This window comes from Blautia marasmi (assembly GCF_900258535.1).
Classification (GTDB): domain Bacteria; phylum Bacillota; class Clostridia; order Lachnospirales; family Lachnospiraceae; genus Blautia; species Blautia hominis.
This window is the reverse complement of the sequence record NZ_OIWX01000001.1, coordinates 4,293,941-4,320,615: the sequence shown is the minus strand read 5'-3', so window position 1 is coordinate 4,320,615 and position 26,675 is coordinate 4,293,941. Positions and strand designations below refer to the sequence as shown.

Genomic DNA, 26,675 nt, shown 5'->3' with positions numbered 1-26,675 from the left:
AATGAGTTTTAATTTTGGAATTTCTACAAATGCAATGTTTGGAGCAGGACAGCTTCTCAATCTTCATACGCAGCTTAACGCCCCCATGGGTGCTGTGCAGGGGAAAAAGGCGCTGGTGGTCATCTCCAACGGAAAGTCCACCCGCAGCAATGGGTATCTGGAACGTCTGGAAGACGAGCTGGCGCAGGCCGGTGTGGAATATGTGATTTTTGATAAGATTTCTGCCAATCCCACCAAGCCGATCGTGGAGGAAGGCGGCAGATTTGCAAAAGAGAACGGCTGCGACTTCATCGTTGCGCTCGGCGGCGGTTCTGTAATAGATGCTTCTAAGGCCATTGGCATCATGGCAACGAATCCCAGCAATGATTTGTGGGATTATGTGATGTTTGGAACAGGCAAAGGGCAGTGGCCGCCGGTTCCGTCCCTTCCCATCGTGGCGATTACAACGACTGCCGGAACCGGCTCCGAAACCGATGCGGGCGCTGTTATTACCAATCCGGCAACAGAGGAAAAGACGGGAGTGTTTGGCACCGGCACGATGCCTGTTCTCGCAATCATTGATCCGGAACTGATGCTCAGTGTTCCCGCCAAGTTTAAGGCTTATCAGGGCTTTGACGCGCTGTTCCACAGCACAGAGGGGTTTATCTCCAATAAACGCAATGAAATGAGCAAAATGGTTGCCAGCGAAGCAATCAGAAACGTCAGCGGAAATTTGGCAGCGGCAATCCGCGAGCCGGAAAATGTAGAGGCTATGGGTAAGGTTGCATTCGGGAGCTACCTCTCCGGCATTCAGATGTGTGTCGGCTCCTGCACAAGCGCCCACCCGCTGGAACACGCATTAAGCGCCTACCATGAGAATCTTCCCCACGGCGCTGGTCTGATTATGATTTCCAAGGCTTTTTATCGTTTCTTTATCAACAAACATATCTGCGATGACTGTTTTATCGAGATGGCAAAGCTGATGGGGATGAGTTCGGCTAATCAGCCGGAGGATTTCATTACGGCGCTGGAACAGCTTCAGACAGACTGCGGCGTGGCCGACCTGAAGATGTCCGACTACGGCATTACGCCTGATGAATTTGAAAAAATGGCTCAGAACGCCAAGGATACGTTGGGCGTAAACTTTGAGAATGATCCCTGTATGTTGAGCAATGCGGACTGCGTTGCCATCTATCAGGAATCTTACAAATAATAGGAGGAAGCAATTATGAGTAAAACGATTTTAGCAATCATATCAAGCCCTCGTAAGGGTGGAAATTCCGAAACGCTGGTAGAACAGTTTGTAAAGGGAGCAAAAGAAGCAGGGCATTCTGTGGAAACAGTTTTCCTGCGGGACAAAAAAATTGCACCCTGCATCGCCTGTGAAGCCTGCCTGAAGAACGGCGGCACTTGCGTCCCAAAAGATGATATGGCTGAAATCCTGAATAAGATTATCGCTGCTGATGTCATTGTGCTGTCCACGCCGGTGTACTACTATTCCATTTCAGCGCAACTGAAGGTGATGATCGACCGCACGCTGGCCGGTGGCGGGAAAATGAAGAATAAGGAATTTTACCTGATCGCTACGGCTGCTGACGGCAAACACGCGATGGAGTGTACCATGAACGATATGGAGGGATTTGTCGCCTGTGTTCCCGGCTCTGTTGTTAAGGGAAAAGTCTATGGTTCGGCATTCCATGTTGGCGATATTCAGGGCAATCCTGCGCTGGAGGAAGCCTATCATTACGGAAAAGACTGCTGATTGTTTTCAGACCAGAGAGGAAGGAGGCTGCAATGATATTTTATTTTACCGCCACGGGCAATAGCCTGTATGTGGCGAAGCAACTGGATAAAAGCCCGATCAGCATCCCACAGATCATCCATCAAAAGGATTTGTCATTTGAGGATGAAACCATAGGAATTGTCTGCCCTATTTTCGGGCATGAAGTACCGCCAATGGTGCGGGAGTTTTTGCAAAAAGCATCTTTTAAGACGGCATATTTCTATATGGTGCTTACTTACGGGAAACGTCACGGCGGCGCTGCGGAACTTGCTGATGAACTAACGGGGAGTTTAGGAATTGCGGCTGCTTATATCAATACTGTTTTAATGGCAGACAACTTTTTGCCTGCTTTCGATATGGAAGAAGAACGCAGGCTGGACAAAAAAGTGGATGAGCAGATAGCGGCCATCAGACTGGATATCCAAAACCGTAAATATGGGATTCAGCCAGCCACCGATGCAGACCGTGCGGCGCATCAGGAGTTTTTGTCACGAAGCAGTCAGCCGCCCGCAGAAAGATGGAAGAACCTTTACCGTATTACGGAAGCCTGTATCGGATGCGGAATCTGCGAAAAGGTTTGTCCGGCAAATTGCTTTCAGATAAAAAACGGTAAGGCGATACGAAAGGAAGATGGATGTCAGGCTTGCATGGCCTGCATCCACCATTGCCCACAGAAAGCGATTGCGCTGAATATGCCGGAAAAGAATCCGAATGCCCGATACCGAAATGAACAGATTGCCCTCTCTGAAATTATTGCGGCAAATGATCAAACGAATTTGTGAAAGTTGGTGAACGATGAAGAAAGTAATTAGCATGGCACTATCGGTTACGATGATATTTACGTTGGCTGCCTGCGGAAATAACGCTGCCATTGACGCGGACAAAGGATCGGGGCAGACTTCAAAAAGTGAAGTGGAATCCTCCAGCACTCCCAAGGAAAGCACCGCGCCAAATGAGCAGCAGCCCTCGGCATCGGAGCCTGTCGGTTCTGACAGTCAAGCTGATGCGAAAACACTGGTCGTCTATTTCTCTGTGCCGGAAACCACCGTTCCTGACAATATGACCGAGGAACAAGAGAACAGTACAGTGGTTATCAACGGTGAGGTACTGGGTAACACGCAGTACATGGCAATGGTGATTGCAGAGAACACCGGGGCGGATTTGTTCCGTATTGAACCTGAAGCACCTTATACAACTGACCATTCGGCGCTTGTGGATCAGGCAAAGAAAGAGCAGACCGATGAAGTTCGTCCTGCGATTGCGGCTCAAATCGAAAATCCGGATCAATATGACACGATATTCGTGGGCTATCCCAACTGGTGGGGAGATATGCCAATGATCCTGTACACTTTTTTTGACGAGTACGATTTTTCCGGGAAAAACATCATTCCTTTTAATACCCATGGCGGCAGTGGATTTTCAAATACGATCAGCACGATTAAGGACTTGGAGTCAGGTGCAAATGTTGATGAGGATGGATTATCTATCAGCCGAAATAACATTCAAGATGCGGAAGCTGACATTATTAGTTGGCTTGACGGACTTGGATTCTAAAAGTAAGGAGACGAGTTTAGAATGAAGAATATTTTAATTTTATCCGGCAGCCCCCGTAAGGGCGGAAACTCTGATCTTCTGTGCGACGAATTTTTGCGCGGCGCGCAGGAAAGCGGAAACAAGGTGGAAAAGATTTTTCTGCGCAACAAAAAAATTGGCTATTGCAACGCCTGCTACTACTGTAAAAAGAGCGGCGGCAAATGCACCATTCAGGATGATATGAGCGAGATTCTGGACAAGATGCAGGCAGCCGATGTGATTGTGCTGGCAAGTCCTGTTTACTTCTATTCCATTGACGCACAGATGAAAGCAGTTATCGACCGCTCCGTGGCAAGGTGGACGAATATATTAGACAAGGAATTTTATTACATTATGACTGCCGCCGAGGATGGCGAAACCGTGATGGATTGCACACTGGAGTGTTTCCGTGGATTTGCCGCCTGTTTGAAGGGCTCTAAGGAAATGGGCGTGATTTATGGAAAGGGTGTTTATGAACCCGGCACGATCAAAGCCACGCCTGTGATGAGCGAAACCTACGAAATGGGAAAACGCGCATGAGTAAATCAAGGAGGTTACATGAGAAAAATACGGAAAGCAAAACAAAATAAGCTGCTGCTCCTATTATCTGCGTTGACAATGCTGCTGATTATGACTGCTTGTTCCGGCAGGTCAGATATAAGCGGAGAGACGCAAACCGCTCCGACTACTGCTCCGGAAACCAATAATGTACCAGCAGAAAGCAATACGGAAACGGTTGGAGCAAAAGAGGAAGCCAAAAACGGTGAAGGGAAAATCTTAATTGCCTATTTTACCGTTCCTCTCAATGACGGTGTGGATACGGTGGCGAGGGCAAGCCGCACAAAATCAGATGACGGCACATATGGAAATGTTCGGTATCTGGCAAATCTCATTCAAGGCTATGTTGACGGAGAGTTATTCTTCATTGATACCGCTCAAGAATATCCAATGGACGATATGGATGAGATGCTGGATTTCGCCTATAAAGAGAAGGCTGACAATGCCCGACCGGAGTTATCGACTCACATCGAAACTTTAGATGATTACGACATTATTTTTATCGGTTATCCTAACTGGAATGCGGATTTGCCGATGCCAATGTACACCTTTTTTGAAGAATATGACTTTAGCGGCAAGACAATCATTCCTTTTGTTGCCCATGGCGGCAGTCGGGCATCCGATACCGTTCAGACGATTGCTGAACTGGAACCCGATGCAACAGTCTTTGATACCCCTGCCACTGTTTCATGGAACGAAATGGATAAGGCTGACAGCATTATCAGCCAATGGGTAAGCACTTTGCCCTTCTGATTAAGAAGAATGGAGGTAGTGCAGGAATGAAAAAATTCAAGCACTTTTTAGGGATTTTGTTGTCAGGCGCACTGCTGTTCGCTTTTTCCGCCTGTGGTCAAACGGCGCCTCCGCAGTCACAAGCGCCCGCTCAAAATCAGGAGTCAATCTCGGCTGAAAACAGCACTGAGATCAGTCCGTCAGAAGATTCCAATCCTGAAACAGCGGCAGATGCCATAAAAGGCAAAACGCTGGTGGTCTATTACTCCGCTACCGGAAGCACGAAAGAGGTAGGTTATCCCATCTGGTGGGGCATTGCCGCTTGGCCGGTGGACAGTTTCATCGCATCGAATGACTTTAGCGGAAAAACAGTGATACCGTTCTGTACATCGATTTCTTCCGGTTTGGAACAGAGCGGTCAGCTTCTGGCGGAGGCGGCAGAAACTGGCGATTGGATGGAAGGCCACAGGTTCTCCAGCGGAGCATCGGCTTCTGAAGTCCAAGAATGGGTTGCTGATCTCAATCTCATGGCGAATGAATCAGCAAAGTAAACACCGTTTCCCTTTCATGGTAATCTGCAACAGCGCCAATAACCTTGAACGAAGTCTGATAAATTTCAATTTGAATGGAGTCCTGAAATGAGCGTAAAAGCAAAATGGAGAATGTTGGTTGATAGTTTGATGGTGGTACTTATACCGCTGTTAATGGCATATTCCTTAATTGGAGAAACAGCACACGAGTGGTTAGGCGTGATGATGTCTCTGCTTTTTGTTGGACATCATCTGCTAAATTTTTACTGGTTCAAGGGACTGGTAAAAGGCAGATGGACGGCATTACGAATTTACCAGACGATCGTCAATATTCTCCTTTTGCTATGTACGCTCGGCTTAATCATCAGTGGCATTGCGCTTTCACGCACTGTTTTTTCGTTCCTGCCAATAGAGGGCGGCGGGAGTTGGGGCAGGACGCTCCATTTATTAACCTCGTACTGGGGGTTCGTGTTGATGTCCTTTCACTTAGGACAGCACTGGAGCATGATTCTAAACAGGGTGCAGCGTTCAGCGAAACGCCCCGTTATATTACGAGTTTTGACCGTTGCTTTCGCCGGATATGGTATCATAGCCTTTATAAAACGTGAAATAGGCACTTATATGACATTACAAAATACATTTGTCTATTTTGATTTTGGCGAACCCTTATTTTTTTTCTTTATCGACTACATAGCAATTATGGGATTGTTTGTATTTCTTGGATACTATGTGACATCAGCGTTAAAATGGCTGAATAAAGGAATGAGCAGAGAGCGATGAAAAAAAGAAAAAAAGTAATTGCAACCGTTATTCTTTTATTATCTCTATTGGGATGTTCTTCGCAGCAAAATGAGACAGATACCGAGAAAACGATTTCCTTCTTTGCTATGGACACTTATATTGAACTGACCGCATCCGGCGAAAATGCCGACGCTTCTCTTGCAACGGCACAAAAACGAATTGAAGAATTGGAGCATTTGTGGTCGGTAACAGATAAAAAAAGCGAAATCTATGCGCTTAATCATAGCAAGGGACAGTCTTTATTGTTAAGCGATGATACCGCCGCTCTGCTTTCTTTCGCTTTGGAGGTTGCCCAAAAGACAAACGGTGCATTAGAACCGACCATTTACCCGGTACTGTCCGCATGGGGATTTACAACTGAAGAACGAAACATCCCATCAGAACAAGAGATAGCGCAGAGCATGGAACTGGTTGGGTACAAGAACGTGGAACTGATTGGGAATACGGCAGCCCTGCCGATAGGGATGCAAGTTGATTTAGGCGCAGTCGGCAAAGGATATGCAAGTGACGAGGTCGCAGAAATTTTAAGAGAGAATGAAATTAACTCTGCACTCCTTGATGTTGGGGGCAGTGTTCAAATGATAGGCAAAAAGCCAGACGGCAGTGACTGGAAAATTGGTTTGAAAAACCCGCTTTCAGACGGCAATTTGGGAGTTTTAAGTATTTCTGACTGTGCGGTTGTGACATCTGGTAATTATGAGCGATATTTCATAGGTGAGGACGGAAAGCGATACGGGCATATTATAGATCCTGCTACCGGCCATCCAACGGAAAATGAACTTGCTTCGGTGACTGTTATTGCAAAAAACGCAAAACTCTGTGATGGATTATCTACGGCATTATTTGTTATGGGACTTGAAAATGCACGCGATTATTGGAAAAAACATCAGGACTTCGATATGATTTTAATAATGGAGAATGGGGAAATCCATCTTACCGAAGGTATAAAAAATAATTTTTCTTTGAGTGAGGAAAGCAAGAATACGAAGATAAATGTAATAAATTTGTAAAAGCATTTTTTAGGAGAGGGGGTTTCATATGAACCATGTATTGATAATTGATAATGATTTATTAACTTGCAAAGAAATAAAATACAGTTTGCAGGATGATATAACGGACGTGTATTATACGCAATCTGTCGAAGAAGCTATACATATGCTGCAAAAAGAATCCTATTCACTTGTCATTATGGACGTCTGCCTTTCTCAATATGGTGGGACTGCGCTATTCAGCAAATTCGGCAAATGAACCCTCTCCCTATCCTTGCACTCTACCGGTACATTTCCTGCTTGAATCCGTGAAGATACTCCAAGCGCAGGCGTCCGTACTTTTCAAGATTTTTTAGCAGTTCACTGCCCTCAACCTCAATGTTCGGGTAAAGTAATCCGTCAATTTCGATATATTCCAAATCCATGATAGCCATAAGCGGCCTCCTTGATAGAATGATTTACAATTTACCAGTTTCGTTTCGGCTGTTTGCCTTAACTTACTTGTTTTTCGTAAACATCCTTATCAAAGAGACCGCTTCCCGTCTCCGCTTATTTCTTTCTATGCGTTTCAAAGACTTTACGCCATTCATCCGTAAATGGTATACTGTAGACAGCGAAAAGCCGAAAGGAGAATCCATTCTTGACAGAATCATCTTTTAACCGGGAAGAAAAAAGCCGTCTGTTCCGGCTGAACATGCAGATATTAGCGGACGCCTTTACCTCGCACTACCAAAATATCACTTTCTATGCCCAAAACGACCGCCCCTGTCTGGAAGGCATCCGCCTCTATAAAAGGGGAAAGAGCCTGAATCCCCGGTTTGTCTACCTTCTGCAGAGCAAGGATGTGGATAACACCTTCCCGGAATATAAAAACATCGGCTTTATTTGTGTGGGACATACGGATATCACCTGTTTTCACCCAAGCTGTCCCGTCATTGAGCTGAAGAACAGCCCGGATTTCCTGGATGCCTTTGAGATGGTGCAGGAAACCTTTGCAAAATACAGGCAGTGGGACACACACCTGCAGTATGCCCTGAACAGCGAACATCCTCTGGACGAAATGCTGCTGGCAAGCCTTGATATTTTCGGCAATCCCATGTTTATCCACAACACTGATTTTTACATACTTTCCTGCCCAAGATATGTGCAGGGCATGACAGTCTGGGAACGGGATTCCAGAACAGGGCACAACATGGTACCTTTAAGTCTGATCCATGACTTTAAGGCAGACACCGAATATTTGGACACGCTCAGTAAAAAAGCGCCTGACCTGTTCTCTGCCGAACAGCGGGGTTACCGGATCCTCTACGTCAATCTCTGGAACGGCAGCCGCTATGAAGGCCGCATCTGCGTGGATGAAATACAGAGTGAATTGCAGAAGGGCAATTATCTGGCCCTGGAATATCTCGGACAATTTATCGAGCTGGCCATCAAACACAAAAGTCTGTTTTCTTTGAGCATGGGCAATGATATGGACCGTTTTTTCAATGAATATCTGGACGGCACCATCGGGGACAATCAGCGCATTCTCAATTACCTTTATTTCCTGCACTGGAAGCAGAACGACCGGTATCTCTGCCTGCGCCTGGAGACAGAACAGAGAGATATCAATATGCTGTCCGCGGCTGCCACACTGGGACATATAGAAACCCAGATCCCCTCCGGCCACGCTTTCCTTTACAGGCATAGTATTGCCGTGGTGGTCAACCTGTCTTACGGGCACAGTTCCGCTTCCGAAGTGATCAGCAGCCTGGCCATCCTCATGCGGGAAGGCCTTCTGAAAATGGGGGCCAGCTCGGAGATCCACGATTTTATGCTGGTTCCCCAGGGATATATCCAGGCCAGCGCTGCACTGGACCTGGGACGAAAAAGTGACAGCATGACCTGGTGCTACCGATTTGATGACTATTTGCTGGAATATCTTCTGAAAAAAGGCAGGGAAGAGATACCGCCCCAGCTCCTCTGTTCCGAAAAACTGCTCCTTCTGAAAAAATACGATGACAAAAACAAAACCGACTTATACCATACCGTAAAAGTCTATCTGGAACTGGAACGCAGTATCCTCCAGACCGCTAAGGAGCTGTACATCCACCGCAGCACCCTCTTCTACCGTCTGGACCGCATCCGCAAAATAGCCGGCATAGATTTTGAGGACAGCAGGGAGCGCCTTATCCTCAGGCTGTCCTTCTACATCCTGGAACAAAAACTGGAAACTTAACTACAAAAAAGGAACAGGAATCGGCACGCAGCGAACCGTTTCCTGTTCCTTTTTCATATCATGAAATCATCTTTTTCTTATTTTCTGCCAAGCGGAGCAATTTTCTCCCTGTAGATCTTTCTGTAAAAATAAGCACTCAGCACCACAGAGGCGATCTCCGCAATGGGGATAGACCACCACACGGCCGACAATCCGCCTACTTTTGCCAGAATAGCTGCAGCCGGAAGAATGATCAAAAGCTGCCTGGTGGCAGAGATGATCAGGCTGTACACCCCATTTCCCAACGCCTGGAACACAGAACCTACAATAATACAGAATCCCGCAAACAGGAAACTGAGACATATGATCCTAAGCGCCGGAACACCGATCGCCAGCATATCCTTAGATGCATTAAACATTCCCAAAAGCTGTGCCGGGAAAATCATGAACAGCGCAAGCCCCAGAAGCATAATGACAACCGCGGAAATAATACTGATATGGATGGTCTGGGTAATCCTCTTTTTATCCCCTGCCCCATAGTTAAAAGCAACAATCGGCACCATACCGTTATTCAGTCCAAAGACAGGCATAAAGATAAAACTGTTAAGCTTGAAATACACACCAAATACCGCTGTAGCCGTGGAGGTAAACTGGATCAGGATCTTGTTCATTCCAAATGTCATGACAGAACCGATGGCCTGCATGATAATAGAAGGCACACCAACCGAATAGATCACTTTGATGATCCGGCCCGACGGCCTGAAATGCCGCATACCGATATGGATATCCTTATTAAACTTAACATTAAAAAACATTGCCAAAAACATTCCGCAGAACTGTCCCAGAACCGTAGCCGCAGCTGCTCCCGCAACTCCCATCTTGGGAAGCCCGAAAAGTCCAAAGATCAGGATCGGGTCAAAAATAATATTGATCACAGCACCCAGCCCCTGGGAAATCATGGTATAAAAGGTACGTCCCGTGGACTGCAGCAGCCTCTCAAACATTACCTGCATATACACAGCAATACAGAGTGCCGAAATAATAGTCATATACTGGACTCCATATTCCCTGATCTGCGCGTCAGCAGTCTGCATATGGAAAAAAGGTTTTGCCAGCAGTACACCCAGCACCGCAAAGACAACACAGCTCACAAATGCCAGAAAAATACCGTTTTTCGCTGATTCATCAGCCATCTTGGCATCCCTCTCCCCAAGACTCCTGGACAATACTGCATTTACACCCACACCGGTACCCACCGCTATGGAGATCATAAGGCTCTGCACCGGAAAGACCAGGGAGACGGCTGTCAGCGCATTCTCATTGATCTGTGCCACGAAAATACTGTCCACTACATTATACAATGCCTGTACCAGCATGGACAAGATCATGGGCAGCGACATCTGAAACAAAAGCTTCGGAACCGGTACGACCCCCATTTTATTCTCTTGTACGTTAGTTTGTGTCATATAAAACTTCCTTTCCTTCGTGTTTTTATCCCATCATGGAACTTCTTACGCAAAAATAATAGAAACCACACTCCTCGGAATTTCTATTATCATAAACAATAGAAAGCATACACTCCGTCTTTCTATCATCATAACAAAGAGTCTGCCGGAGCAGACTCACATTTCACTTTTACTTTATACAGTGTAAAGGAATTAAAAAATATTGTCAATCCATTATTCTGTCTTTTTCTGCGTCTCTCATTTCAACAGTCTGTAGAACACGATCCTGCCAAGGAACTCATCCCTTACTTTTCCTTCAGCCGTTCCCATACCGAATAAGGGATCTTCAAATTTCCCCAGCCGCATCCTAGATCTATATTCGGCTTATTTGCCCCATGAAAATCACTGCCGCCGGAAAGTCGCAGGGAAAGCCGCTTCGCCAGCCTTATCATAGCCCCCTCCTCAGCCGGACGGTAAGTAGGATAATAGGCCTCCAATCCGTCAAGCCCCGCCTTCTTCATCTCCGCCGTCATCTTCTCCAGGTTCCCATCCGAAAGCCTGCACAAGACCGGGTGGGCAAAGACAGCCTTTCCGCCGCCCTCATGGATAAGCTCTATCCCCTGAAACGGCGTAACCTTTTCCCTGGGCACATAACAAGAGGCATGATCTCCCAGAAACCTGTCAAAAGCCTCCTTGATAGAGCTGACATATCCCCGCTCCAAAAGAAACCGTGCAAAATGCGCCCTGGTCCAAACACTCTCCGGAAACTCCTCCATCATCTTTTCATAAGTAACATCCATCCCATGTTCCCTCAAACGCTCCATCATCATCAAATTCCGCGAATCCCTGGACTGCTGAAAACGCAGCAGTTCTTCCTGAAACCGGGCATTCTTCCAATCAATCCCCAGCCCCACAATATGGACATCCTTTCCCCACCAGGTAGTAGAGATCTCAATCCCCGGAATCACCTCCAAAGAAGTTCCCTCTGCCGCCGCCACAGCCTCCTCGATCCCATCCGTCGTATCATGGTCCGTAAGCGCAACCGCCCGCAGTCCCTTCTCCACCGCATATTCCACAATCTCCCTTGGCGAAAAAGTCCCATCAGATGCATTAGAATGCACATGTAAATCTATCATATCCTTCATAACCCATTTCTCCTCTCCCATCACTCCAAACGCCCCTTCTCCCTCCCAGTATAGCAAACCTCCCCCAAAGATACAATATCCGCCCAACCATCCGCCACTTCACTTATCATCCTTAATGATACTGTTGACTCCGTATCCAGTAACACGCTTCGCGATGCACAGATATGGAGCATTCTGCCCCATATCGCGTTGGCTGCCTCTGGATTTTCATGCCGGAAGCATGAAAATGCCTCCCATCTTTTTCACTCCGCCTTCCCACCTCAAATTTTTTTAACGTTTTTCCTAAAAAAAGCTTGCATTTTGTTAAAATGTGTAGTATCATAATCTAGCGTCATGCGAAACAAGAAACACAATACGGTTCGTTGGTCAAGCGGTTAAGACGCCGCCCTCTCACGGCGGAAACAGGGGTTCGATTCCCCTACGAACTGCTCATTCGCTAAGCTATAACAGAAAAGCATCAAAACAATACACACATACGGTTCGTTGGTCAAGCGGTTAAGACGCCGCCCTCTCACGGCGGAAACAGGGGTTCGATTCCCCTACGAACTGCTCATTCACTAAGCTATAACAGAAAAGCATCAAAACAAAATACATATGGTTCGTTGGTCAAGCGGTTAAGACGCCGCCCTCTCACGGCGGAAACAGGGGTTCGATTCCCCTACGAACTGCTAAAAAAGATTTCAGTCCAATCACTGAAATCTTTTTTTTATTCCCCAAAACAACAATAGCTTCGCAAATCCCCGTAGCCATCCTATCCAAAAGCACCGCCCAACTTAAACACACCGTCCATCCGCAAAAGCCCTACGGCACGCATCCCAACAACAAACCGCCATACGGAAATCTCCAAATCCCCGTACAGCGGCCCCTATCCCACAACGCTAAGCGATCCCAGCCTCCCCCTTATTCTTATTCTTATCCCATCCAGCCTGCTCCCTGACCCGACCGGCTAATCCTCCGGTGCCTCCGCAGGCACAAACACTCTCTGATCCCCGGCACTCTCCGGCACGCTAACCCGTTCCCATGCCTCTTCACAGAAATAATCCTGAGAATTTAAAAGCACCTTCCCTCTTTTATCAATCTTCTCATACCTGCCATCTGCCTGCAGCACATGGGCCTTCACATTATCCGCAAGCTGCATCTCCAGAATATGCTTCACTTCCTCTTTCAGCCGTTCATCCTCCACAGGAAATACGATCTCCACTCTCTTGTCCAGGTTCCTGGGCATCCAGTCCGCGCTTCCCATAAAGATTTCCTCATGTCCGTCGCTGTAGAAATAAAATATCCTGCTGTGCTCCAGAAAATTCCCCACAATAGAGCGCACCGTAATATTCTCACTGACTCCCGGTATTCCGGTCTTCAAACAGCAGATTCCCCGCACGATCAGGTCAATCTTCACCCCTGCCGCGCCGGCTGCATACAGAGCCGCAATGATATCCCTGTCACAGAGAGAATTCATCTTTGCCACAATCCTGGCCTTCCGCCCTTTCAGCGCATATTCCCGTTCCATCTCGATCTGATGCAGGAAACGGTCACGCATCCAGATTGGCGCCACCACCAGCTTATTCCAGGTCCTTGGCTCCGAATAGCCGGAGAGCATATTAAACACCGCTGTGGCATCCTCCCCGATTCTGGCGGAACAGGTGAGGATACCGCAGTCTGTATACAGCTTCGCGGTGGAATCATTATAATTTCCGGTTCCCAGATGCACATATCTGCGGATACCATTTTCCTCCCTGCGCACCACCAGAGTGATCTTGCTGTGGGTCTTGAGTCCCAACAGTCCATAGATCACATGGCACCCTGCCTTCTCAAGCATTTTTGCCCAGACTATATTATTCTCCTCGTCAAAACGGGCTTTCAGCTCCACCAGAACGGTCACCTGCTTGCCGTTCTCCGCAGCCTGGGCCAGCGCCGCGATAATAGGCGAATTGCCGCTCACCCGGTACAACGTCTGCTTGATAGCCAGCACATCCGGGTCCTTGGCTGCCTGCCGCACAAAATCCACCACAGGCTGAAATGTCATGAACGGATGATGCAGCAGAATATCCCCTCTTCTGATCTGGGTAAAAATATCCTCGTCCGTCATCATAGCCGGTACCGGGGCCGGTGTGTAAGGCTTGTTCCTGTACTCCTCAAACCCGTCCATTCCATACATCTTCATAAGGAACGTCAGATCCAGCGGCCCGTTGATCTGGAAGATATCCTCCTCCTTGATCTCAAACTCCATTTTGAGGATATTTAAAAGCCTCTCATCCATCTTGTCTTCCACTTCCAGCCGGATCACTTCGCCCCACTGGCGCTTTTTCAGCTGTTTCTGGATTTCCTTTAATAAGTCTGCCGCTTCGTCCTCGTCAATGGTCAGGTCCGCATTTCTCATGATCCGGTACGGGCAGGTGCAGGCCACCTCGTTGCTCAGAAACAGCTTGCCGATATTCCGCTCGATCACCTGCTCCAGGAGGATCACCACAGGATTCCCTTTCTTATCCTCAGGCAGCATGACGATCCTGGGCAGCACGGATGGTACCTGGACTGTGGCAAACTCCAGTTCCTCCCTGCCTTTTTTATCCTTTTTGGATATCAGGGCGCCAATATTCAGCGTCTTGTTTCTGATGAGCGGAAAAGGCCTGGCAGAATCCATGGCCATAGGTGTGAGGACCGGGTATACACTGTCCTCAAAATAACGGTCCACATATTTCTGCTGTTCCTCCGTCAGGTCCTCATGCCTCTCCACCACGTGAAGCCCTACCTTTTTCAGTGCAGGCAGAAGAGAACGGTTGTAGGTATTGTACTGTGCCTCCACCAGTTCCTTTGTCACAACAGACAGTTCTTTTAACTGGTCCTTGGGTGTCATACCGGCAATATCCGGCTTCGTGTATTTTGCATGTACCATATCTTTCAGGGAAGCCACCCGAATCATGAAAAACTCATCCAGATTGGAGGCCGTGATACTTAAAAATTTCAGTCTCTCAAACAGAGGCAGACTTTTGTCCCTGGCCTCAGAGAGGACTCTCTCGTTAAATTTGATCCAGCTCAATTCCCTGTTCCAGTAGTATTCCGGTTTTATATACTCTTTTAAATCCATCCTGATGCCCCCTATCTTCTCTTCTTTCGCCGCAGTCTCGGGCGGATGCTGAATACCTCTTCAAAGAAATCCGCCTTTTCCGTCAGAAGCCCTTCCTCCAGCGTCAGATCTTCCTGTGTGTCAATGGTCAGTATCAGCTCTTTCTCCCTGACTGCTGCCTTAATCTCCTCCACTTTCTGCTTGTGGCTGCGGTCCAGGGCATTGGCAACCCTTAAGATTGCCGTCAGCTTGCCGATCAGCATATAAGTGTCACGGTCAATGGCACTCTTGGAATCCGCCTCCCCGTAATACTTAAAAGGCTCTGAATTAAACCGCACCACACTTGCGATCACCTCCCGCTCCATATGGGACAGGCCGATGATCTCCGTGGACATAATGATCGCATAGGAGCACTCCGCCGCATTACTCATACTGATATATTTTCCACAGTCATGAAGGATCACCGCGATCTGCAGCAGCAGCTTCTCCCTGCTGCCCATGCCGTGTACCTTCTTCATACTGTCAAAAATAATGGTTGCCACCTGAGCGACCGCCTGGGTGTGGCTCTTGTTGCTCATGTACCGCTTTGCTATATTCCTGGCAGATACCAGTATGTCATTTTCAAAATTATGGGTACTTTTGATAAGCTTCTGCTTCTGGGCATAATCATAGGAAACACCGTCATTTAACTGGGTGCCGGGAAGCCATAAAGTCTCTGCTCCCATCTCATCAATGAACACCCTGCAGATGATCAAGGTGGGCACCAAAATAGTGGCAAATTCCAGGGATATCCCCAGTTCCACAGCCGCCTGTTCCGGAGATTTATGGACGATCCCTTCATATACCTGCATAAATGCGTCACGGCTTACAGTCCTGTTCTCCTCCATACTGTTCTTTTTCTTCAGGAGCGTCTCCATGAAAACATCCCCCAGAAGAATAATATTGTCAATCTTCCGCTCCTTCAGATGCAGCTTTTTAAAACTGAGGATATCGTTGTGGATCAGTTCCTCCACCAGATGCTCATAGTACACGGTCTCCTTCTCCACCGGGATCAGCCGTTCCCGGATACGCAGGCTGCCCATCTTAAAGTTCTGGGTAGTCACCAGCGAGTCCTTGTCAAACAGGGAAATCTGTACATTTCCGCCGCCGATCTCAATGATAGCGGTTCCCTTCTGGATGATCTTTGTAAAAGCCGCCTCCTTGGCTGCCAGTGATTTGTAGCCGTAAAACCTCTGCTCTGAATTGCTCAGGATCTCCACATTAATGCCTGTTTTCTGGTATACCTGGTCCAGCACGATCCAGACATTTTTCGCCTCCTGCAGCGTACTGGTGGCACAGGCACGGTAAGCATCCACCTGGTATTCCTGCATGATACCGGCAAAATCCCGGAGCACTGCACACAGCTCCTGGGTGGAATCATATCCTATTTTACCTGTTCCGTAAGTATCCCGCCCGATCTCCAAACGGCTTCTGACCTCATCAATCTGACGGATCCCCGCCTTGGGTGAAATTTCGTAGATATCCATGGATACATGATAAGACCCCACATCAATTGCTGCAAATCTTGTAATTGCCATTTTCTCACCTCTTCCGTAAACGGACTATATCTTATTTCTGTACTCGTTGGCTGAAATCCCCTCTATCTTTTTAAAGACCCTGGAAAAATGCGCCATATCTAAAAAGCCCACTTCCTCCGCCACATCTCCGATACGCAGGGAAGGGTCTTTTAACAGCTCTTTTGCCTTCTCGATCCGGATGGAATTGAGGATTTCCGAAAAGCTCTTTTCCAAATGTTTATTTAAGAGCTTACTCAGATGCCACTGGCTCACAAACGTGTTCTCTGCAACTTCACTCAGGGAAATCTTTTTATTATAGTTTTCCTGAATATAGGCCAGGGCATTCTTCACAATGAAACTGCCTGCAGTATTTTCAGACTCATCCTCCTCGCCGGTTATGTTTCGTTTTTTCAGGTTTTCCGCCATGACCTGCACAGCTTCCTCGATCTCGTCCATATTGGACGGCTTTAACAGGAAACGCGTCACACCCAGGCGGATGGCCTGCTGCGCATAGTCGAAATCCCGGTAACCTGTCAGAATAGATATCTGCATCTCCGGAAATTCCACCCTGAGGGCAGCGATCATTTTCAGCCCGTCCATACCGGGCATGGAGATATCTGAGATAACGATATTGGGCTGCTCTTTTCTTATAACCTCCAGCCCCTCCTGTCCGTTGCCTGCGGTGGCGGCGATCCTGCAGCCGTATTTATCCCACGGCACCACTTTGGAAAGGCCTTCCGCGATAATTGGCTCATCATCTACTATTACTACTTTATACATATGTACCCCCCTGGTTCCTCTTTTAGTTTATCACAAATATTCTATTCTTCTTTCAAATATACCTTAAATTTGTGTAAAATAAATACTACTTTCTATTATTATAAAACATTAGCGAAAAAAAGGAAAGTATCTGGCGGCTTTTCCACCAAATACTTTCCTTCTATCGTAACAGTTCAGGCAAGCTGAACCGTTACCATCTGTCTTCTTTATTTTTATTTCAGGCACTCAGCCCTTCACAGCTCCCGCTGTCATACCTTTGATAATGTATTTCTGCAGACATACATACACAACCAGAAGCGGTACGATGATCAGTGTCACCACTGCTGCCATCAGGCCGTAGTCTGTACCTTCCCTGGAGGAAATCTCCATGAGCAGTCGTGTGATCGCCCACTGGTCTTTGAAACGAAGGAAGAAGGTCTGGGAGAACAGGTCATTGTAACTCCACAGGAAACTGAAGATACCAACCGTTGCGAAGGATGGTTTTGTCAGGGGCACCACGATCTTGAAGAAGATCTGCATGGGATTGCAGCCTTCCAGGTACGCCGACTCTTCCAGTTCAATGGGAAGACTTCGGATATACCCCGTGAGCACCACCATGGCAAAGGCCAGGTTTCCGGCTATCTGCGGCAGTATGAGCGACAAAAGCGATAGGGAAACTTTATCGGTGTTGACGATCCCCCATGAAAATTCCATACGGAATACCGGGATAATAGTGGCAAATACCGGGAACATCATGGCTGCAACCACCATGGTGTTTAACAGCTTCTTGGTTTTCAGGTTATAACGGACCAGTGCGTAGGAAGCCATTCCTGCCAGGAGGATAACCACAACTGCCACGCAGCAGGAAACGATGATACTGTTTTTATATGCGGTGAAGATGTTCAGTCTGTCAAACGCTGTCTTATAGTTCTCCATACTGAACAGATCACCTAACGGAAGTGCAAAGGAGTTTGCAATTATTTTCTTTCTGTCTTTGAATGAGTTTAAGATAACCCACAGGATCGGATATATTGTTGTAAGTGCCCAGAATATCAGGATGAGATATACGACGCACATTCCTGGTGAAAATTTACGCTTTTTCATTTTCATATCTCCCTTCTAATAGTCTTTCTCTTTAAAGATGACATTTACAACCTTGGATAGGATAATGCCGAGCACAACAATGACGATCGCGATCGTGGAACTGTAATCCGCGTCACTTGCTACAAATGCGTAGTAATACATGTAAGTTCCGGTGAGCCACGTCTTGCCATACGGCATACCGTTGGGGAACATCATCCATGGCAGGTCGAAGACCTTCAGTGCTCCTGTCACAGCCAGCACACAGCAGGTGCAGATAACGTTGTGCAGAAGAGGGACGGAGATGAAGCGTACTCTCTGGAACCGGGTGGCTCCGTCAATGGCTGCTGATTCATACAGCTCATCGGAGATATTGTTAAGTCCTGTCAGCAGTATGATAAAGTAGAATCCCACATACTGCCACGTGACGGGTATCATCATAGTCATAATGGCGTGGACCTCGTCCTTCCAGTCTGTCAGGTTCGTCTTTCCGAAGAACTCCAGAAGCTGGTTGATCATACCTTTGTCATACAGGAAGATCAGGTTGAACAGAAGTCCTAATGCAGTTGCGGAGATAACAATGGGGAAGAAGTAAACGATTCGGAAGAACTTTGCTCCTCTTTTGATGTTATCTACCAGAAGTGCGATGACAATTGCGATCCCCACCTGCCCTACGATGGTTACAATGATCATGATCAAGGTGTTTTTCAGGGCTATTCTCATGTTCGGGTCTGTGAACAGACGTGTGTAGTTCTTGTAAACCGGGTCATTGAACCCTTTGGCCGGAGTTGCCAGTCCTTTGATTTTCATGAAACTGTTGAAGATGTTCTGGATAAATGGGTAATACAGATACAGGATCAGAAACAGGAATGCAGGCAGCAGGAAAAAAATGGCCGGCTTCTTATTCTTATAAATATTTGATGTGTTATTCATAGATTTCGCCTCCCAGACTTTCAAGCGAACACCTGCGTCCATTTGAAAGTTACTTCACTTGCTTTTCTTTAAGAAGGACCGGAGGATTTTTTTCCTCTCCGGTCCTTAAAAAATACGGTTTTTACGTTACAAATATAATATCTGCGATACAAATATTATTCTTCCATTGCATCAATAACCTGCTGGATAGCGTCACTGATCTCCATCTGACCTTCAACGATCTGCGGCATATTTGTGAAGATAGGAGCCCTCTGATCTTCTGAGCACAGATCCTGGCATGCGCCTGATGTAGCGGTTACGGATTTCAGCATGGCAAGAGCATCTTTTTCAAGGGAATTCAGCTTGCTCTCATCAACCTGCGCACCGTCTTTTAATGCAGTAGTTGCTGTTCCTGCGTAATCGGAAACAGTTTCTGTGTTGATGAAGGATTCTACTAAATCTACAGCAGCTTTCTGTTTTTCCGGATCATCCCATGCTTTTTTGGTGATGTACCAGCCTGAGGACAGACCGCTGATGATATCGGTTGTCTTTCTCTCGTTCTGGCCAGGTACAAAGGTAACGGTAAAGTTATCAATATTGTCAGAGTTATCTCTGATACCGCCCATCTTCCAGGAACCGTCTACATAGAATGCTGCTTTGTCCTGTAAGAATCCCTGGAATGCCTCATCAGCTTCGCAGGTGTTGGTGTTCTCTGTAAAGAAACCTTTTTCGTATACATCTTTGATATCAGCAATACCTGCTTCCCAGGCTTTGCCCACTTTATCATCCACTTTTTCCGGAACTGCTACGTGTGTTGCCGGTGTGTCATGGTTGAAGATAGAGTATTCAAACCAGTAGTGCGGCTCTTTGATCAGAGAAGCTGCGATCGGGGTATAGCCTGCGTCTTTGATCTTCTGGCAGGTCTCCATAAACTGTTCCCATGTGGTGTCAGGTCCGGGTATCTCAACGCCTGCGTCTTCACAGACTTTCTTGTTTACATACATGCCTTCCCAGTATCCGTAGAAAGGAACCGCATATTTAACACCGTCAGACGGAGAAGCCGGAATCAGGTCATCATTCATATTGGCTGCATAGTCCGGATATTTTTCACGGATCTCATCAATGGAAACCACTTTGCCTGCCTCAACAAAAGAATTGGAATCATTGCCGTTGAAGTAGAACAAAACATCCGGTTCTGCACCTGTCTCAAAGTCTGTGATCACGCGGGCTTTCATGGCCTCGTCTGCAGATGCGGAGGAATCGTTGACTTTGTTTCCGGTCTCTTTCTGCCACTTCTCAATGCTCTCCTGGTATTTATCAACGTTACTTTCAGTTCCTGCAAAGGTTGTGGTAACATTTAATGTAACTTTACCCTCAGCGCCGCTGTCTTCCCTGTCTTCTGCTTTGTCTGCGGTATCTTCTTTCTTGGTATCTCCGGAATCTGCTGCCTTGCTGTCACCGCCGCATCCTGTCAGCATTGTTCCTGCCATTGCTCCTGCAAGTAAAACTGCTACAACTTTCTTTTTCATTACTGAATTACCTCCCTGTTCGCTTTGTTTTGCTTTGTTTTTCTTGATGACATTATAATACCGCATATATTGTAAAAAGCGAATAACTGAGACTGTGATTTTTTGCTTTTTATTGTGCTCTTAGACCAACAAAAATGGTCAAGCGGGCACAAATCCGGTCATCTTTTTCCTGGAAAATAGACAGTCCGCAGGGTTCCCCGTACAAAATACCCAGTCTCTGGTTCACATTTGCTATGCCCAGATTGCCTGAGGATTCCTTGCTGGTGTCATAATCAGGCGCAAGCAGCCTGTCCACCTTTGCCCTCTCCTGCTCGTTCATAATGCCGTTGTTCTCCGTCTCCAGATAGAGGTAGTCTCCCTTTTTATAACTTCTTAAGACCACTGTGCCGCTGCCGCTCCTTATGACGCCGTGTTCAATGGCGTTCTCGATCACGGGCTGCAGGATCAGTCTTGGCACCTTCTCATTCAGGGTCTCTTCCGAGATATCCATCTCCACAGTAAGCTTGCTTCCCAGCCTCTCTTTCATAATATGAAGATAAGCCTCCACATATTGCAGTTCCTCTTTCAGAGGCACCACATGCCGCCGCTTTCTGTCCATAGCCGCGTTCATGAGTACGGACAGGGATTCTATCATCTTGGAGATCTTCATATTGCCGGAGAGGCGGGCCTCCCAGTTGATGATCTCCAGAGTGTTGTTCATAAAATGGGGATTGATGTGGGACTGCAGAGCCATGATCCTGGCGTCTTTCAGTGCCATCTCCTCCTGGAATATATGGTCAAACTGGTATTTGAGCCGGCTTGACATCTGGTTAAAGGATTCCGTCAGATAGACAAATTCCTGGCTGCCTGCCTCAAAGGTGATCTGATACCCCAGATTGCCCTCCTGGATCTCCCTGGCCCCCTCCATAAGCTGCTCTGTGGGCTGAAGGATATGACGGCGCACCATAAATATGAGGAACACCACAAGAGGCACCAGAAGTACGATCATCACGCCCAGAATACGCATATATGCATACATGGAGTCCATGACCACCGTCTTAGGGATGCGTACCAGCGTATCCAGCCGGTAACTGTTCTCTTTCACAAGATTCCTGATGTACAGATAACCGCCCTCCCATGTACTGCCCTGTGGATATTCTTCCGGACGCATCCCCTCTTTGTTCTCCTGTTCCCCATCCTGGGTGAACTCCAGACACAGATCGTTTAAATATATCCCCATATCAAAATCATTCAGAAAATGACGCATGCCCTCAAAACAATAGGCAGTATTCAATCGCATGACCAGCACACCCACAGGTTCAAAAGAACGGTTCACAAGATTCCTGATCATGTAAATGCGCCCATCCCTGTCCAGGAAACCTATACCGGTATCAAGGGTCTCTGCATATTCCCTGACGGCTTCATGGTCATACTCCCAGTAGGTATTGATCTGATGATACGCCCCGCCCGCACTGGAATTATATACTTCACCGTTCAGCTTCTCCGGGGCCTCCCTGTACCAGAAAATAGTGCTGGAAAAGCTGGGGTCATTGGTATACTTGGTATTCAGATACCCCCGCACCCTGCCGCTGAGCCAGTAATCCTTGTAATCATTACTCTTATATGCCTCATAGACCGAACGCAGTTCCCCCTCGTAGGATGCGTCCCTGGAATCCTCTATGGCCTGGTTCAGCCGCTCCACACTGGTCTGCATATTAAAATTTACCTGATCTGTCATATTGTCCACCCGGTCCCCCATCTGGTTGGACAGGATATAATGCACCATCATACCCACCATGAGCACAAATGGTATCATCCAGCACCCCAAAGCAATGGCAATGACTCTCCACTGGATGGAAAATTTCTTTTTTTCTTTCATTCCCCTTACCTCTCTCCGCACGTACTGCGGCTTTTCTGCTTTTGCCGCTTTTCTAACATCAGATCATGAATTGCAGGCAGTTCATGATCGCTATTCCCCGTTCGCCATAAGTGAGCAGGCTCCCTTCCGGCGCTCTTGCGCTCATTATATCATGTACCGCCCTTTTCCGCAAAAAACAATAGAAAGCACGCTTTGCGCACTTTCTATTATTTTTATACCGTCAGTTAAAACTGTTCTCTTTCATCAGTTTTTCAGTTCCAAAAATTCTTCAAAAAGCTCGCACATGCGGACAGCCTGATATGCCTCAGGCATCTCGCAGAAAATACGAAGAAGAGGCTCTGTGCCGGAGAATCTGGCAATGATCCAGCCGCCGTTCTTGAAGTAGATCTTGCAGCCGTCCATATAGGATACCCGCTCTACCGGCTCATCAATATCGGGAAGAGCCTTATCCACCATAAGGGTCCTCTGGATCTCATCCTTCCTTGCAGGCGTGAACTTATAATCTCTCTCCTCCATATAGATGCTTCCGTACTCCTCCTCAATATCCCTTGCGATCTGGGATATCTTCTTTCCGGTCACGGCGATCATCTCTACCAAAAGCATAGCGGCATATACGCCGTCCTTGCCGTTGATATGTCCCTTAACGGTAAGACCGCCTGAGGACTCACCGCCGATGATGGCGTCTGTCTCCTCCATCTTGGAAGATATATATTTGAATCCTACCGGAACTTCATAGCATTTCTGCCCGAAGCTCTCAGCCACACGGTCCAGCATATGGGTGGTTGCCACGTTGCGCACGACAGGGCCGCTCCAGCCTTTGTATTTTACAAGATAATAATACAGCAGCACTAAAATATCATTGGGATGCAGGAATTTTCCCGTATCGTCAATCACACCGATCCGGTCAGCATCCCCATCCGTAGCCACACCGATATCGCAGCCCCTGTCCAGCACATAATTCTGCAGGGAGCGCAGGGTCTGGGCGTTTGGTGCCGGCAGCTTGCCGCCAAACAGCGTGTCATGACGCTCGTGTATGATCTCCAGCTCACAGCGGGTGATGGAAAGCAGCGTCTTCAGGGATGTCTGGCTCACACCGTACATGGGGTCAAGAGCCACACGAAGCCCTTTGTTCTTAATGGCCTCCACATCCACTGCCGCAATAATATTGTCCAGATATTCATTGAGAGGATTAAATTCCACAACCTTTCCCTCAGCAACTGCCTGCTCGTAAGGGATCGTGCTGATGGTATTGCCGGCAGCGATCTCCTCCTCCACCTTTGCTATATACGCTTCGATCTCCGCAGTCTGCACCTCATTGGCATCTCTTCCGCCTCTGGTGAAAACCTTGATCCCATTGTAAATGGCCGGATTATGGCTGGCTGTCACCATCATGCCGTAGGGCAGATCGTGGGCCATCACATAATACATGATCAGCGGCGTGGGGGAAGACCGGTTGATAAACCAGGCACGGATCCCCTCCGCTGCCAGTACCTCACATGACCACATCACGGCTTCCTTTGCCAGGAAACGCCTGTCATAGCCAATGCAGATATCCTCCTTCTCCACACCCTCTGCCTTCATCTTCATGGCAAGGGCTTTTGTCAGCCTCTGGATGTTATCCTTCGTGAAGCCGTCACCTATAATCGCTCTCCAACCGCCTGTTCCAAATTTGATCATTGCTGTTCTCTCCTTCCTGTACGAACCCATATATTACCATAACAAAATGTTTTATACTTTCACAGTTACCCGGATGGTTACCCCATAACAACTCTTACGGTATGACTGCTGCCCGCTTCACAGACAGGAATCTTATCCACCTTTTCTCCGTCCAGCCAGATTTCCTTCACGCCTTTTTCCACATGGACCGGATTTTCCACTGTGATCTCAAAGGACGCGCCGCGGAATACCCGGTGCGCGGTAAATCCTTCCCAGTCACCGGGGATACAGGGATCTATCTCCAGTCCGTCCATCTGCGGACGGATCCCCAGCATGTATCTGGTGGCTGCAAAGTAGGCCCAGCCGCCGCTTCCTGTCATGAAAGGATGTCTTGCCCTGCCGTATGCGGTGTGGTCTTTTCCCATAATAAACTGACAGTAGGAATAAGGTTCTGCCTGGCGGATCTCGATCATGTCATTCTGGTAATAAGGACACAGAGCATTATAGAATTCCATGGCTCGGCTTCCCCTTCCCAGCATACATTCTGCTGCCCATGCCCATGGGTTGGGGTGACTGAACACAGAACCGTTCTCCTTCACACCCGGATATACCCTGGTCACAAAACCAATGTCATCATCCGGAACTGTGTAGGACGGACCGTTGAGCATGATGCCATAAGGTGTAAAGAGGTTCTCATACACAGCATCCATGGCTTTTGTCCCCTTATCCTTCGGCGCCGCACCGGAGAGCACTGCCCAGGCATTGGATTCCAGATGTACCCTTCCCTCTTTGTCCTTCTGTGTTCCGATCTTCCGGCCGTTTTTCGTGATGCCGCGGACATACCATTCACCGTCCCAAAGCTCACGGTCGCAGACCTTTTTCACATTCTCCGCCATTGCCGTGTATTTTTGTACATCCTCTTTTTCACCCAGATAGGCGGCAGCCTCAAGAAAACTCTCGATGGCCCAGTAGTGCAGGAAGGATACCATGGCGCTCTCACCACCGCCCAGATTCAGGCAGTCATTCCAGTCCGCACGGAGGCCTTTGCACACACCGTCCTCTCCCACCTGTCTGGCGGAGAAGTCTAAGATCCGTTTCATATGGTCATAGACAGTGCCCTCACCTTTGTCAGCATACGGCACCACCTGGTTTAAAAGCTCAAATTCACCGGTCTCTTTTACATACTCCACAATGGAGCTTACCAGCCACAGGGCATCATCGGAACAGGTATCCTCCAGGCCATGGATCATCTGGTCTCTGCTTGGAGTGGGCACAACGGTGGGGGATTTGAACGGCTTCACTTCCGTATCCGGGTCAAACCACTCAGGCTGGAACAGATGCAGGCCGTAGCCCTCTGACACCTGGCCTCTTAAAAGCTCTATGATCCTCTGGCGGCATTTCTCCGGGTTGGAGTGGGGAACTGTCATGGCATCCTGTGCCGTATCCCTGTAGCCAAGTCCTGTACGTCCCCCCACCTCGATAAAGGAGGCAAAACGTGAGAACATTACATTGATCTCCGCCTGGTAAAGGGTCCATGTATTGATCAGTGTATTCATACCTTCATTGGGCGTCCGGATCTGCAGCTTATCAAATTTGCTGTCCCAGTAGCTTTTCAGTTCCTCATAGGCTGCGTCCACATTTGCAGGATCACTGTATTTTTCCTTGTAGGGATAAGCAGCTTTTCTGTTTCCCTCTCCCAGCATGAACACCAGGCGCACTTCCTCACCGGGAGCCAGGGTGATCTTTTTCTGCAGGGCTCCGCAGTGGTTGTTGCCCTTCTCAAAACCGCCGTTTAAGACACCATTTTCCACGCCAATGGGGTTTGATTCCGTGCGGTAGGGACCAATGAAGGCATCTCTCAGGCACTCAAATCCATCCGGCTCAAAGCTGGCTGTGAACCACTGGAATCCAAACTCTTCATAAAAAAGGTCATGTTCAATAATACCGTCCTCACAGGAGGAGCCTGCCGCATACATACTCATCTGGAAATTTTTGTTGTCCATCTCGATCTGGTGGAAGGAGAATTCCAGATAGGAATACACGCTGAGGCTTCTTTGGCGTCCGCTGTCATTCTTGATCTTCACATCCCACAGTTCCACCGGGTCCTCTTTGGGGATGCACATTTTCTGGGATGCCTTGATGCCGCTGTAGTCACATTCATAGACAGAATAGGACATGCCGTGACGGCAGGTATATTTGGCTTCCTCCAGGGACTTGCCCACAGGCTGCCAGGATACGCTCCAGTAATCCCCATCCTCATCGTCGCGGATATACACATAATGTCCCGGCCGGTCCATGGGTACTGCATTGGCGCGGAACCTTGTAATGCGGTGATACTCCGGTGATTTGTAGAAAATATATCCTCCTGCTGTGTGGTTCAAAACCGCACACATGTCTTTCACTCCCAGGTAATTGGTCCAGGATGTAGGTAGATCTACCCTGTCAATCACGTACTCTCTCTTTTCATTGTCAAAATGTCCGTATTTCATGTTACGAAACCCTCCTGAATCTCCTATTAAGAATCTTTGCGGAC

Annotated in this window: 23 protein-coding genes and 3 tRNA genes; 14 read left to right on the top strand and 12 right to left on the bottom strand. The window is 47.7% G+C overall.

From position 1 onward, the window contains the following. The first annotated feature begins 1 nt into the window (after window position 1). The 10 genes from C6P39_RS18720 to C6P39_RS18675 all read left to right on the top strand — a co-directional run bounded on the left by C6P39_RS18720 (window position 2) and on the right by C6P39_RS18675 (window position 7,203). Entirely contained in the window at window positions 2–1,192 is a 1,191-nt protein-coding gene (locus C6P39_RS18720; RefSeq protein ID WP_104804793.1) for an iron-containing alcohol dehydrogenase, read from the top strand. A gap of 15 nt (window positions 1,193–1,207) precedes the next feature. After that, the gene (locus C6P39_RS18715) at window positions 1,208–1,741 is read left to right on the top strand and encodes a flavodoxin family protein (RefSeq protein WP_104804792.1); all 534 of its coding nucleotides are present in this window, start codon (window positions 1,208–1,210) and stop codon (window positions 1,739–1,741) included. Between the two features lie 32 nt (window positions 1,742–1,773). Beyond that, entirely contained in the window at window positions 1,774–2,544 is a 771-nt protein-coding gene (locus C6P39_RS18710; protein WP_104804791.1) for an EFR1 family ferrodoxin, read from the top strand. 13 nt (window positions 2,545–2,557) lie between these two features. Beyond that, window positions 2,558–3,316 (top strand): flavodoxin, encoded by a 759-nt coding sequence (locus C6P39_RS18705; protein WP_104804790.1) that lies wholly within the window; start codon window positions 2,558–2,560, stop codon window positions 3,314–3,316. Between the two features lie 21 nt (window positions 3,317–3,337). Then, a complete protein-coding gene (locus C6P39_RS18700; protein ID WP_104804789.1) occupies window positions 3,338–3,874 on the top strand; it encodes a flavodoxin family protein in 537 nt (178 codons plus the stop codon). 18 nt (window positions 3,875–3,892) lie between these two features. Beyond that, on the top strand, window positions 3,893–4,645 hold the full coding sequence (locus tag C6P39_RS18695) for a flavodoxin (protein ID WP_104804788.1): 753 nt from the start codon (window positions 3,893–3,895) through the stop codon (window positions 4,643–4,645). 26 nt (window positions 4,646–4,671) lie between these two features. Further along, complete coding sequence (locus C6P39_RS18690) at window positions 4,672–5,175, top strand: flavodoxin (RefSeq protein ID WP_104804787.1); 504 nt, start codon at window positions 4,672–4,674, stop codon at window positions 5,173–5,175. A gap of 87 nt (window positions 5,176–5,262) precedes the next feature. Next, the gene (locus C6P39_RS18685; RefSeq protein WP_104804786.1) at window positions 5,263–5,934 is read left to right on the top strand and encodes a DUF4405 domain-containing protein; all 672 of its coding nucleotides are present in this window, start codon (window positions 5,263–5,265) and stop codon (window positions 5,932–5,934) included. Beyond that, on the top strand, window positions 5,931–6,965 hold the full coding sequence (locus C6P39_RS18680; protein ID WP_104804785.1) for an FAD:protein FMN transferase: 1,035 nt from the start codon (window positions 5,931–5,933) through the stop codon (window positions 6,963–6,965). Before C6P39_RS18685 ends, C6P39_RS18680 begins: the two co-directional genes overlap by 4 nt. Window positions 6,966–6,993: 28 nt before the next feature. Further along, complete coding sequence (locus C6P39_RS18675) at window positions 6,994–7,203, top strand: response regulator (RefSeq protein ID WP_104804784.1); 210 nt, start codon at window positions 6,994–6,996, stop codon at window positions 7,201–7,203. A 22-nt stretch (window positions 7,204–7,225) separates the two neighbouring features. On the opposite strand, the gene C6P39_RS18670 is transcribed toward C6P39_RS18675, so the two are convergent. Beyond that, on the bottom strand, window positions 7,226–7,378 hold the full coding sequence (locus tag C6P39_RS18670; RefSeq protein ID WP_106408376.1) for a TnpV protein: 153 nt from the start codon (window positions 7,376–7,378) through the stop codon (window positions 7,226–7,228). A 206-nt stretch (window positions 7,379–7,584) separates the two neighbouring features. Here C6P39_RS18670 and C6P39_RS18665 point away from each other — a divergent pair, with 206 nt between their 5' ends. Continuing rightward, window positions 7,585–9,162, top strand: a complete 1,578-nt coding sequence (locus C6P39_RS18665) for a PucR family transcriptional regulator (protein WP_104804783.1) — start codon at window positions 7,585–7,587, stop codon at window positions 9,160–9,162. A gap of 77 nt (window positions 9,163–9,239) precedes the next feature. Here C6P39_RS18665 and C6P39_RS18660 read toward each other — a convergent pair whose 3' ends face one another. Both C6P39_RS18660 and C6P39_RS18655 read right to left on the bottom strand, forming a co-directional pair. Further along, window positions 9,240–10,607, bottom strand: a complete 1,368-nt coding sequence (locus tag C6P39_RS18660; RefSeq protein ID WP_095170730.1) for an MATE family efflux transporter — start codon at window positions 10,605–10,607, stop codon at window positions 9,240–9,242. Between the two features lie 284 nt (window positions 10,608–10,891). Beyond that, window positions 10,892–11,731, bottom strand: coding sequence for a PHP domain-containing protein (locus tag C6P39_RS18655; RefSeq protein ID WP_104804782.1), 840 nt, complete (start codon window positions 11,729–11,731; stop codon window positions 10,892–10,894). A 356-nt stretch (window positions 11,732–12,087) separates the two neighbouring features. Between C6P39_RS18655 and C6P39_RS18650 the strand changes: the two genes are divergently transcribed. From C6P39_RS18650 to C6P39_RS18640, 3 genes are all read left to right on the top strand, one after another. Next, window positions 12,088–12,159, top strand: a tRNA-Glu gene (locus C6P39_RS18650). A 49-nt stretch (window positions 12,160–12,208) separates the two neighbouring features. Next, window positions 12,209–12,280, top strand: a tRNA-Glu gene (locus C6P39_RS18645). A gap of 47 nt (window positions 12,281–12,327) precedes the next feature. Further along, window positions 12,328–12,399 (top strand) — tRNA-Glu (locus tag C6P39_RS18640). Window positions 12,400–12,677: 278 nt separating this feature from the next. Here the strand turns inward: C6P39_RS18640 and C6P39_RS18635 are convergent. The 9 genes from C6P39_RS18635 to C6P39_RS18595 form a co-directional block, all read right to left on the bottom strand. Continuing rightward, window positions 12,678–14,813, bottom strand: a complete 2,136-nt coding sequence (locus C6P39_RS18635; protein ID WP_104804781.1) for an RNA degradosome polyphosphate kinase — start codon at window positions 14,811–14,813, stop codon at window positions 12,678–12,680. Window positions 14,814–14,824: 11 nt separating this feature from the next. After that, a complete protein-coding gene (locus C6P39_RS18630; RefSeq protein ID WP_104804780.1) occupies window positions 14,825–16,369 on the bottom strand; it encodes a Ppx/GppA phosphatase family protein in 1,545 nt (514 codons plus the stop codon). A gap of 24 nt (window positions 16,370–16,393) precedes the next feature. Next, the gene (locus tag C6P39_RS18625) at window positions 16,394–17,128 is read right to left on the bottom strand and encodes a response regulator transcription factor (RefSeq protein WP_095170740.1); all 735 of its coding nucleotides are present in this window, start codon (window positions 17,126–17,128) and stop codon (window positions 16,394–16,396) included. 225 nt (window positions 17,129–17,353) lie between these two features. Beyond that, the gene (locus C6P39_RS18620) at window positions 17,354–18,211 is read right to left on the bottom strand and encodes a carbohydrate ABC transporter permease (RefSeq protein ID WP_095170743.1); all 858 of its coding nucleotides are present in this window, start codon (window positions 18,209–18,211) and stop codon (window positions 17,354–17,356) included. A gap of 15 nt (window positions 18,212–18,226) precedes the next feature. Beyond that, a complete protein-coding gene (locus C6P39_RS18615) occupies window positions 18,227–19,120 on the bottom strand; it encodes a carbohydrate ABC transporter permease (protein WP_095170744.1) in 894 nt (297 codons plus the stop codon). Between the two features lie 155 nt (window positions 19,121–19,275). Next, a complete protein-coding gene (locus C6P39_RS18610) occupies window positions 19,276–20,628 on the bottom strand; it encodes an ABC transporter substrate-binding protein (protein WP_104804779.1) in 1,353 nt (450 codons plus the stop codon). Between the two features lie 109 nt (window positions 20,629–20,737). Further along, window positions 20,738–22,486 (bottom strand): sensor histidine kinase, encoded by a 1,749-nt coding sequence (locus C6P39_RS18605; protein ID WP_095170748.1) that lies wholly within the window; start codon window positions 22,484–22,486, stop codon window positions 20,738–20,740. A 243-nt stretch (window positions 22,487–22,729) separates the two neighbouring features. Continuing rightward, a complete protein-coding gene (locus C6P39_RS18600; protein ID WP_095170750.1) occupies window positions 22,730–24,163 on the bottom strand; it encodes a phosphoglucomutase/phosphomannomutase family protein in 1,434 nt (477 codons plus the stop codon). Between the two features lie 77 nt (window positions 24,164–24,240). Further along, window positions 24,241–26,631, bottom strand: a complete 2,391-nt coding sequence (locus tag C6P39_RS18595; protein WP_095170752.1) for a GH36-type glycosyl hydrolase domain-containing protein — start codon at window positions 26,629–26,631, stop codon at window positions 24,241–24,243. Window positions 26,632–26,675: the final 44 nt, after the last annotated feature.

Coding starts and splice junctions, on each gene's coding strand:
- C6P39_RS18720 (WP_104804793.1), top strand. CDS start 2: ATGAGTTTTAATTTTGGAATTTCTACAAATGCAATGTTTGGAGCAGGA.
- C6P39_RS18715 (WP_104804792.1), top strand. CDS start 1,208: ATGAGTAAAACGATTTTAGCAATCATATCAAGCCCTCGTAAGGGTGGA.
- C6P39_RS18710 (WP_104804791.1), top strand. CDS start 1,774: ATGATATTTTATTTTACCGCCACGGGCAATAGCCTGTATGTGGCGAAG.
- C6P39_RS18705 (WP_104804790.1), top strand. CDS start 2,558: ATGAAGAAAGTAATTAGCATGGCACTATCGGTTACGATGATATTTACG.
- C6P39_RS18700 (WP_104804789.1), top strand. CDS start 3,338: ATGAAGAATATTTTAATTTTATCCGGCAGCCCCCGTAAGGGCGGAAAC.
- C6P39_RS18695 (WP_104804788.1), top strand. CDS start 3,893: ATGAGAAAAATACGGAAAGCAAAACAAAATAAGCTGCTGCTCCTATTA.
- C6P39_RS18690 (WP_104804787.1), top strand. CDS start 4,672: ATGAAAAAATTCAAGCACTTTTTAGGGATTTTGTTGTCAGGCGCACTG.
- C6P39_RS18685 (WP_104804786.1), top strand. CDS start 5,263: ATGAGCGTAAAAGCAAAATGGAGAATGTTGGTTGATAGTTTGATGGTG.
- C6P39_RS18680 (WP_104804785.1), top strand. CDS start 5,931: ATGAAAAAAAGAAAAAAAGTAATTGCAACCGTTATTCTTTTATTATCT.
- C6P39_RS18675 (WP_104804784.1), top strand. CDS start 6,994: ATGAACCATGTATTGATAATTGATAATGATTTATTAACTTGCAAAGAA.
- C6P39_RS18670 (WP_106408376.1), bottom strand. CDS start 7,378: ATGGCTATCATGGATTTGGAATATATCGAAATTGACGGATTACTTTAC.
- C6P39_RS18660 (WP_095170730.1), bottom strand. CDS start 10,607: ATGACACAAACTAACGTACAAGAGAATAAAATGGGGGTCGTACCGGTT.
- C6P39_RS18655 (WP_104804782.1), bottom strand. CDS start 11,731: ATGAAGGATATGATAGATTTACATGTGCATTCTAATGCATCTGATGGG.
- C6P39_RS18635 (WP_104804781.1), bottom strand. CDS start 14,813: ATGGATTTAAAAGAGTATATAAAACCGGAATACTACTGGAACAGGGAA.
- C6P39_RS18630 (WP_104804780.1), bottom strand. CDS start 16,369: ATGGCAATTACAAGATTTGCAGCAATTGATGTGGGGTCTTATCATGTA.
- C6P39_RS18625 (WP_095170740.1), bottom strand. CDS start 17,128: ATGTATAAAGTAGTAATAGTAGATGATGAGCCAATTATCGCGGAAGGC.
- C6P39_RS18620 (WP_095170743.1), bottom strand. CDS start 18,211: ATGAAAAAGCGTAAATTTTCACCAGGAATGTGCGTCGTATATCTCATC.
- C6P39_RS18615 (WP_095170744.1), bottom strand. CDS start 19,120: ATGAATAACACATCAAATATTTATAAGAATAAGAAGCCGGCCATTTTT.
- C6P39_RS18610 (WP_104804779.1), bottom strand. CDS start 20,628: ATGAAAAAGAAAGTTGTAGCAGTTTTACTTGCAGGAGCAATGGCAGGA.
- C6P39_RS18605 (WP_095170748.1), bottom strand. CDS start 22,486: ATGAAAGAAAAAAAGAAATTTTCCATCCAGTGGAGAGTCATTGCCATT.
- C6P39_RS18600 (WP_095170750.1), bottom strand. CDS start 24,163: ATGATCAAATTTGGAACAGGCGGTTGGAGAGCGATTATAGGTGACGGC.
- C6P39_RS18595 (WP_095170752.1), bottom strand. CDS start 26,631: ATGAAATACGGACATTTTGACAATGAAAAGAGAGAGTACGTGATTGAC.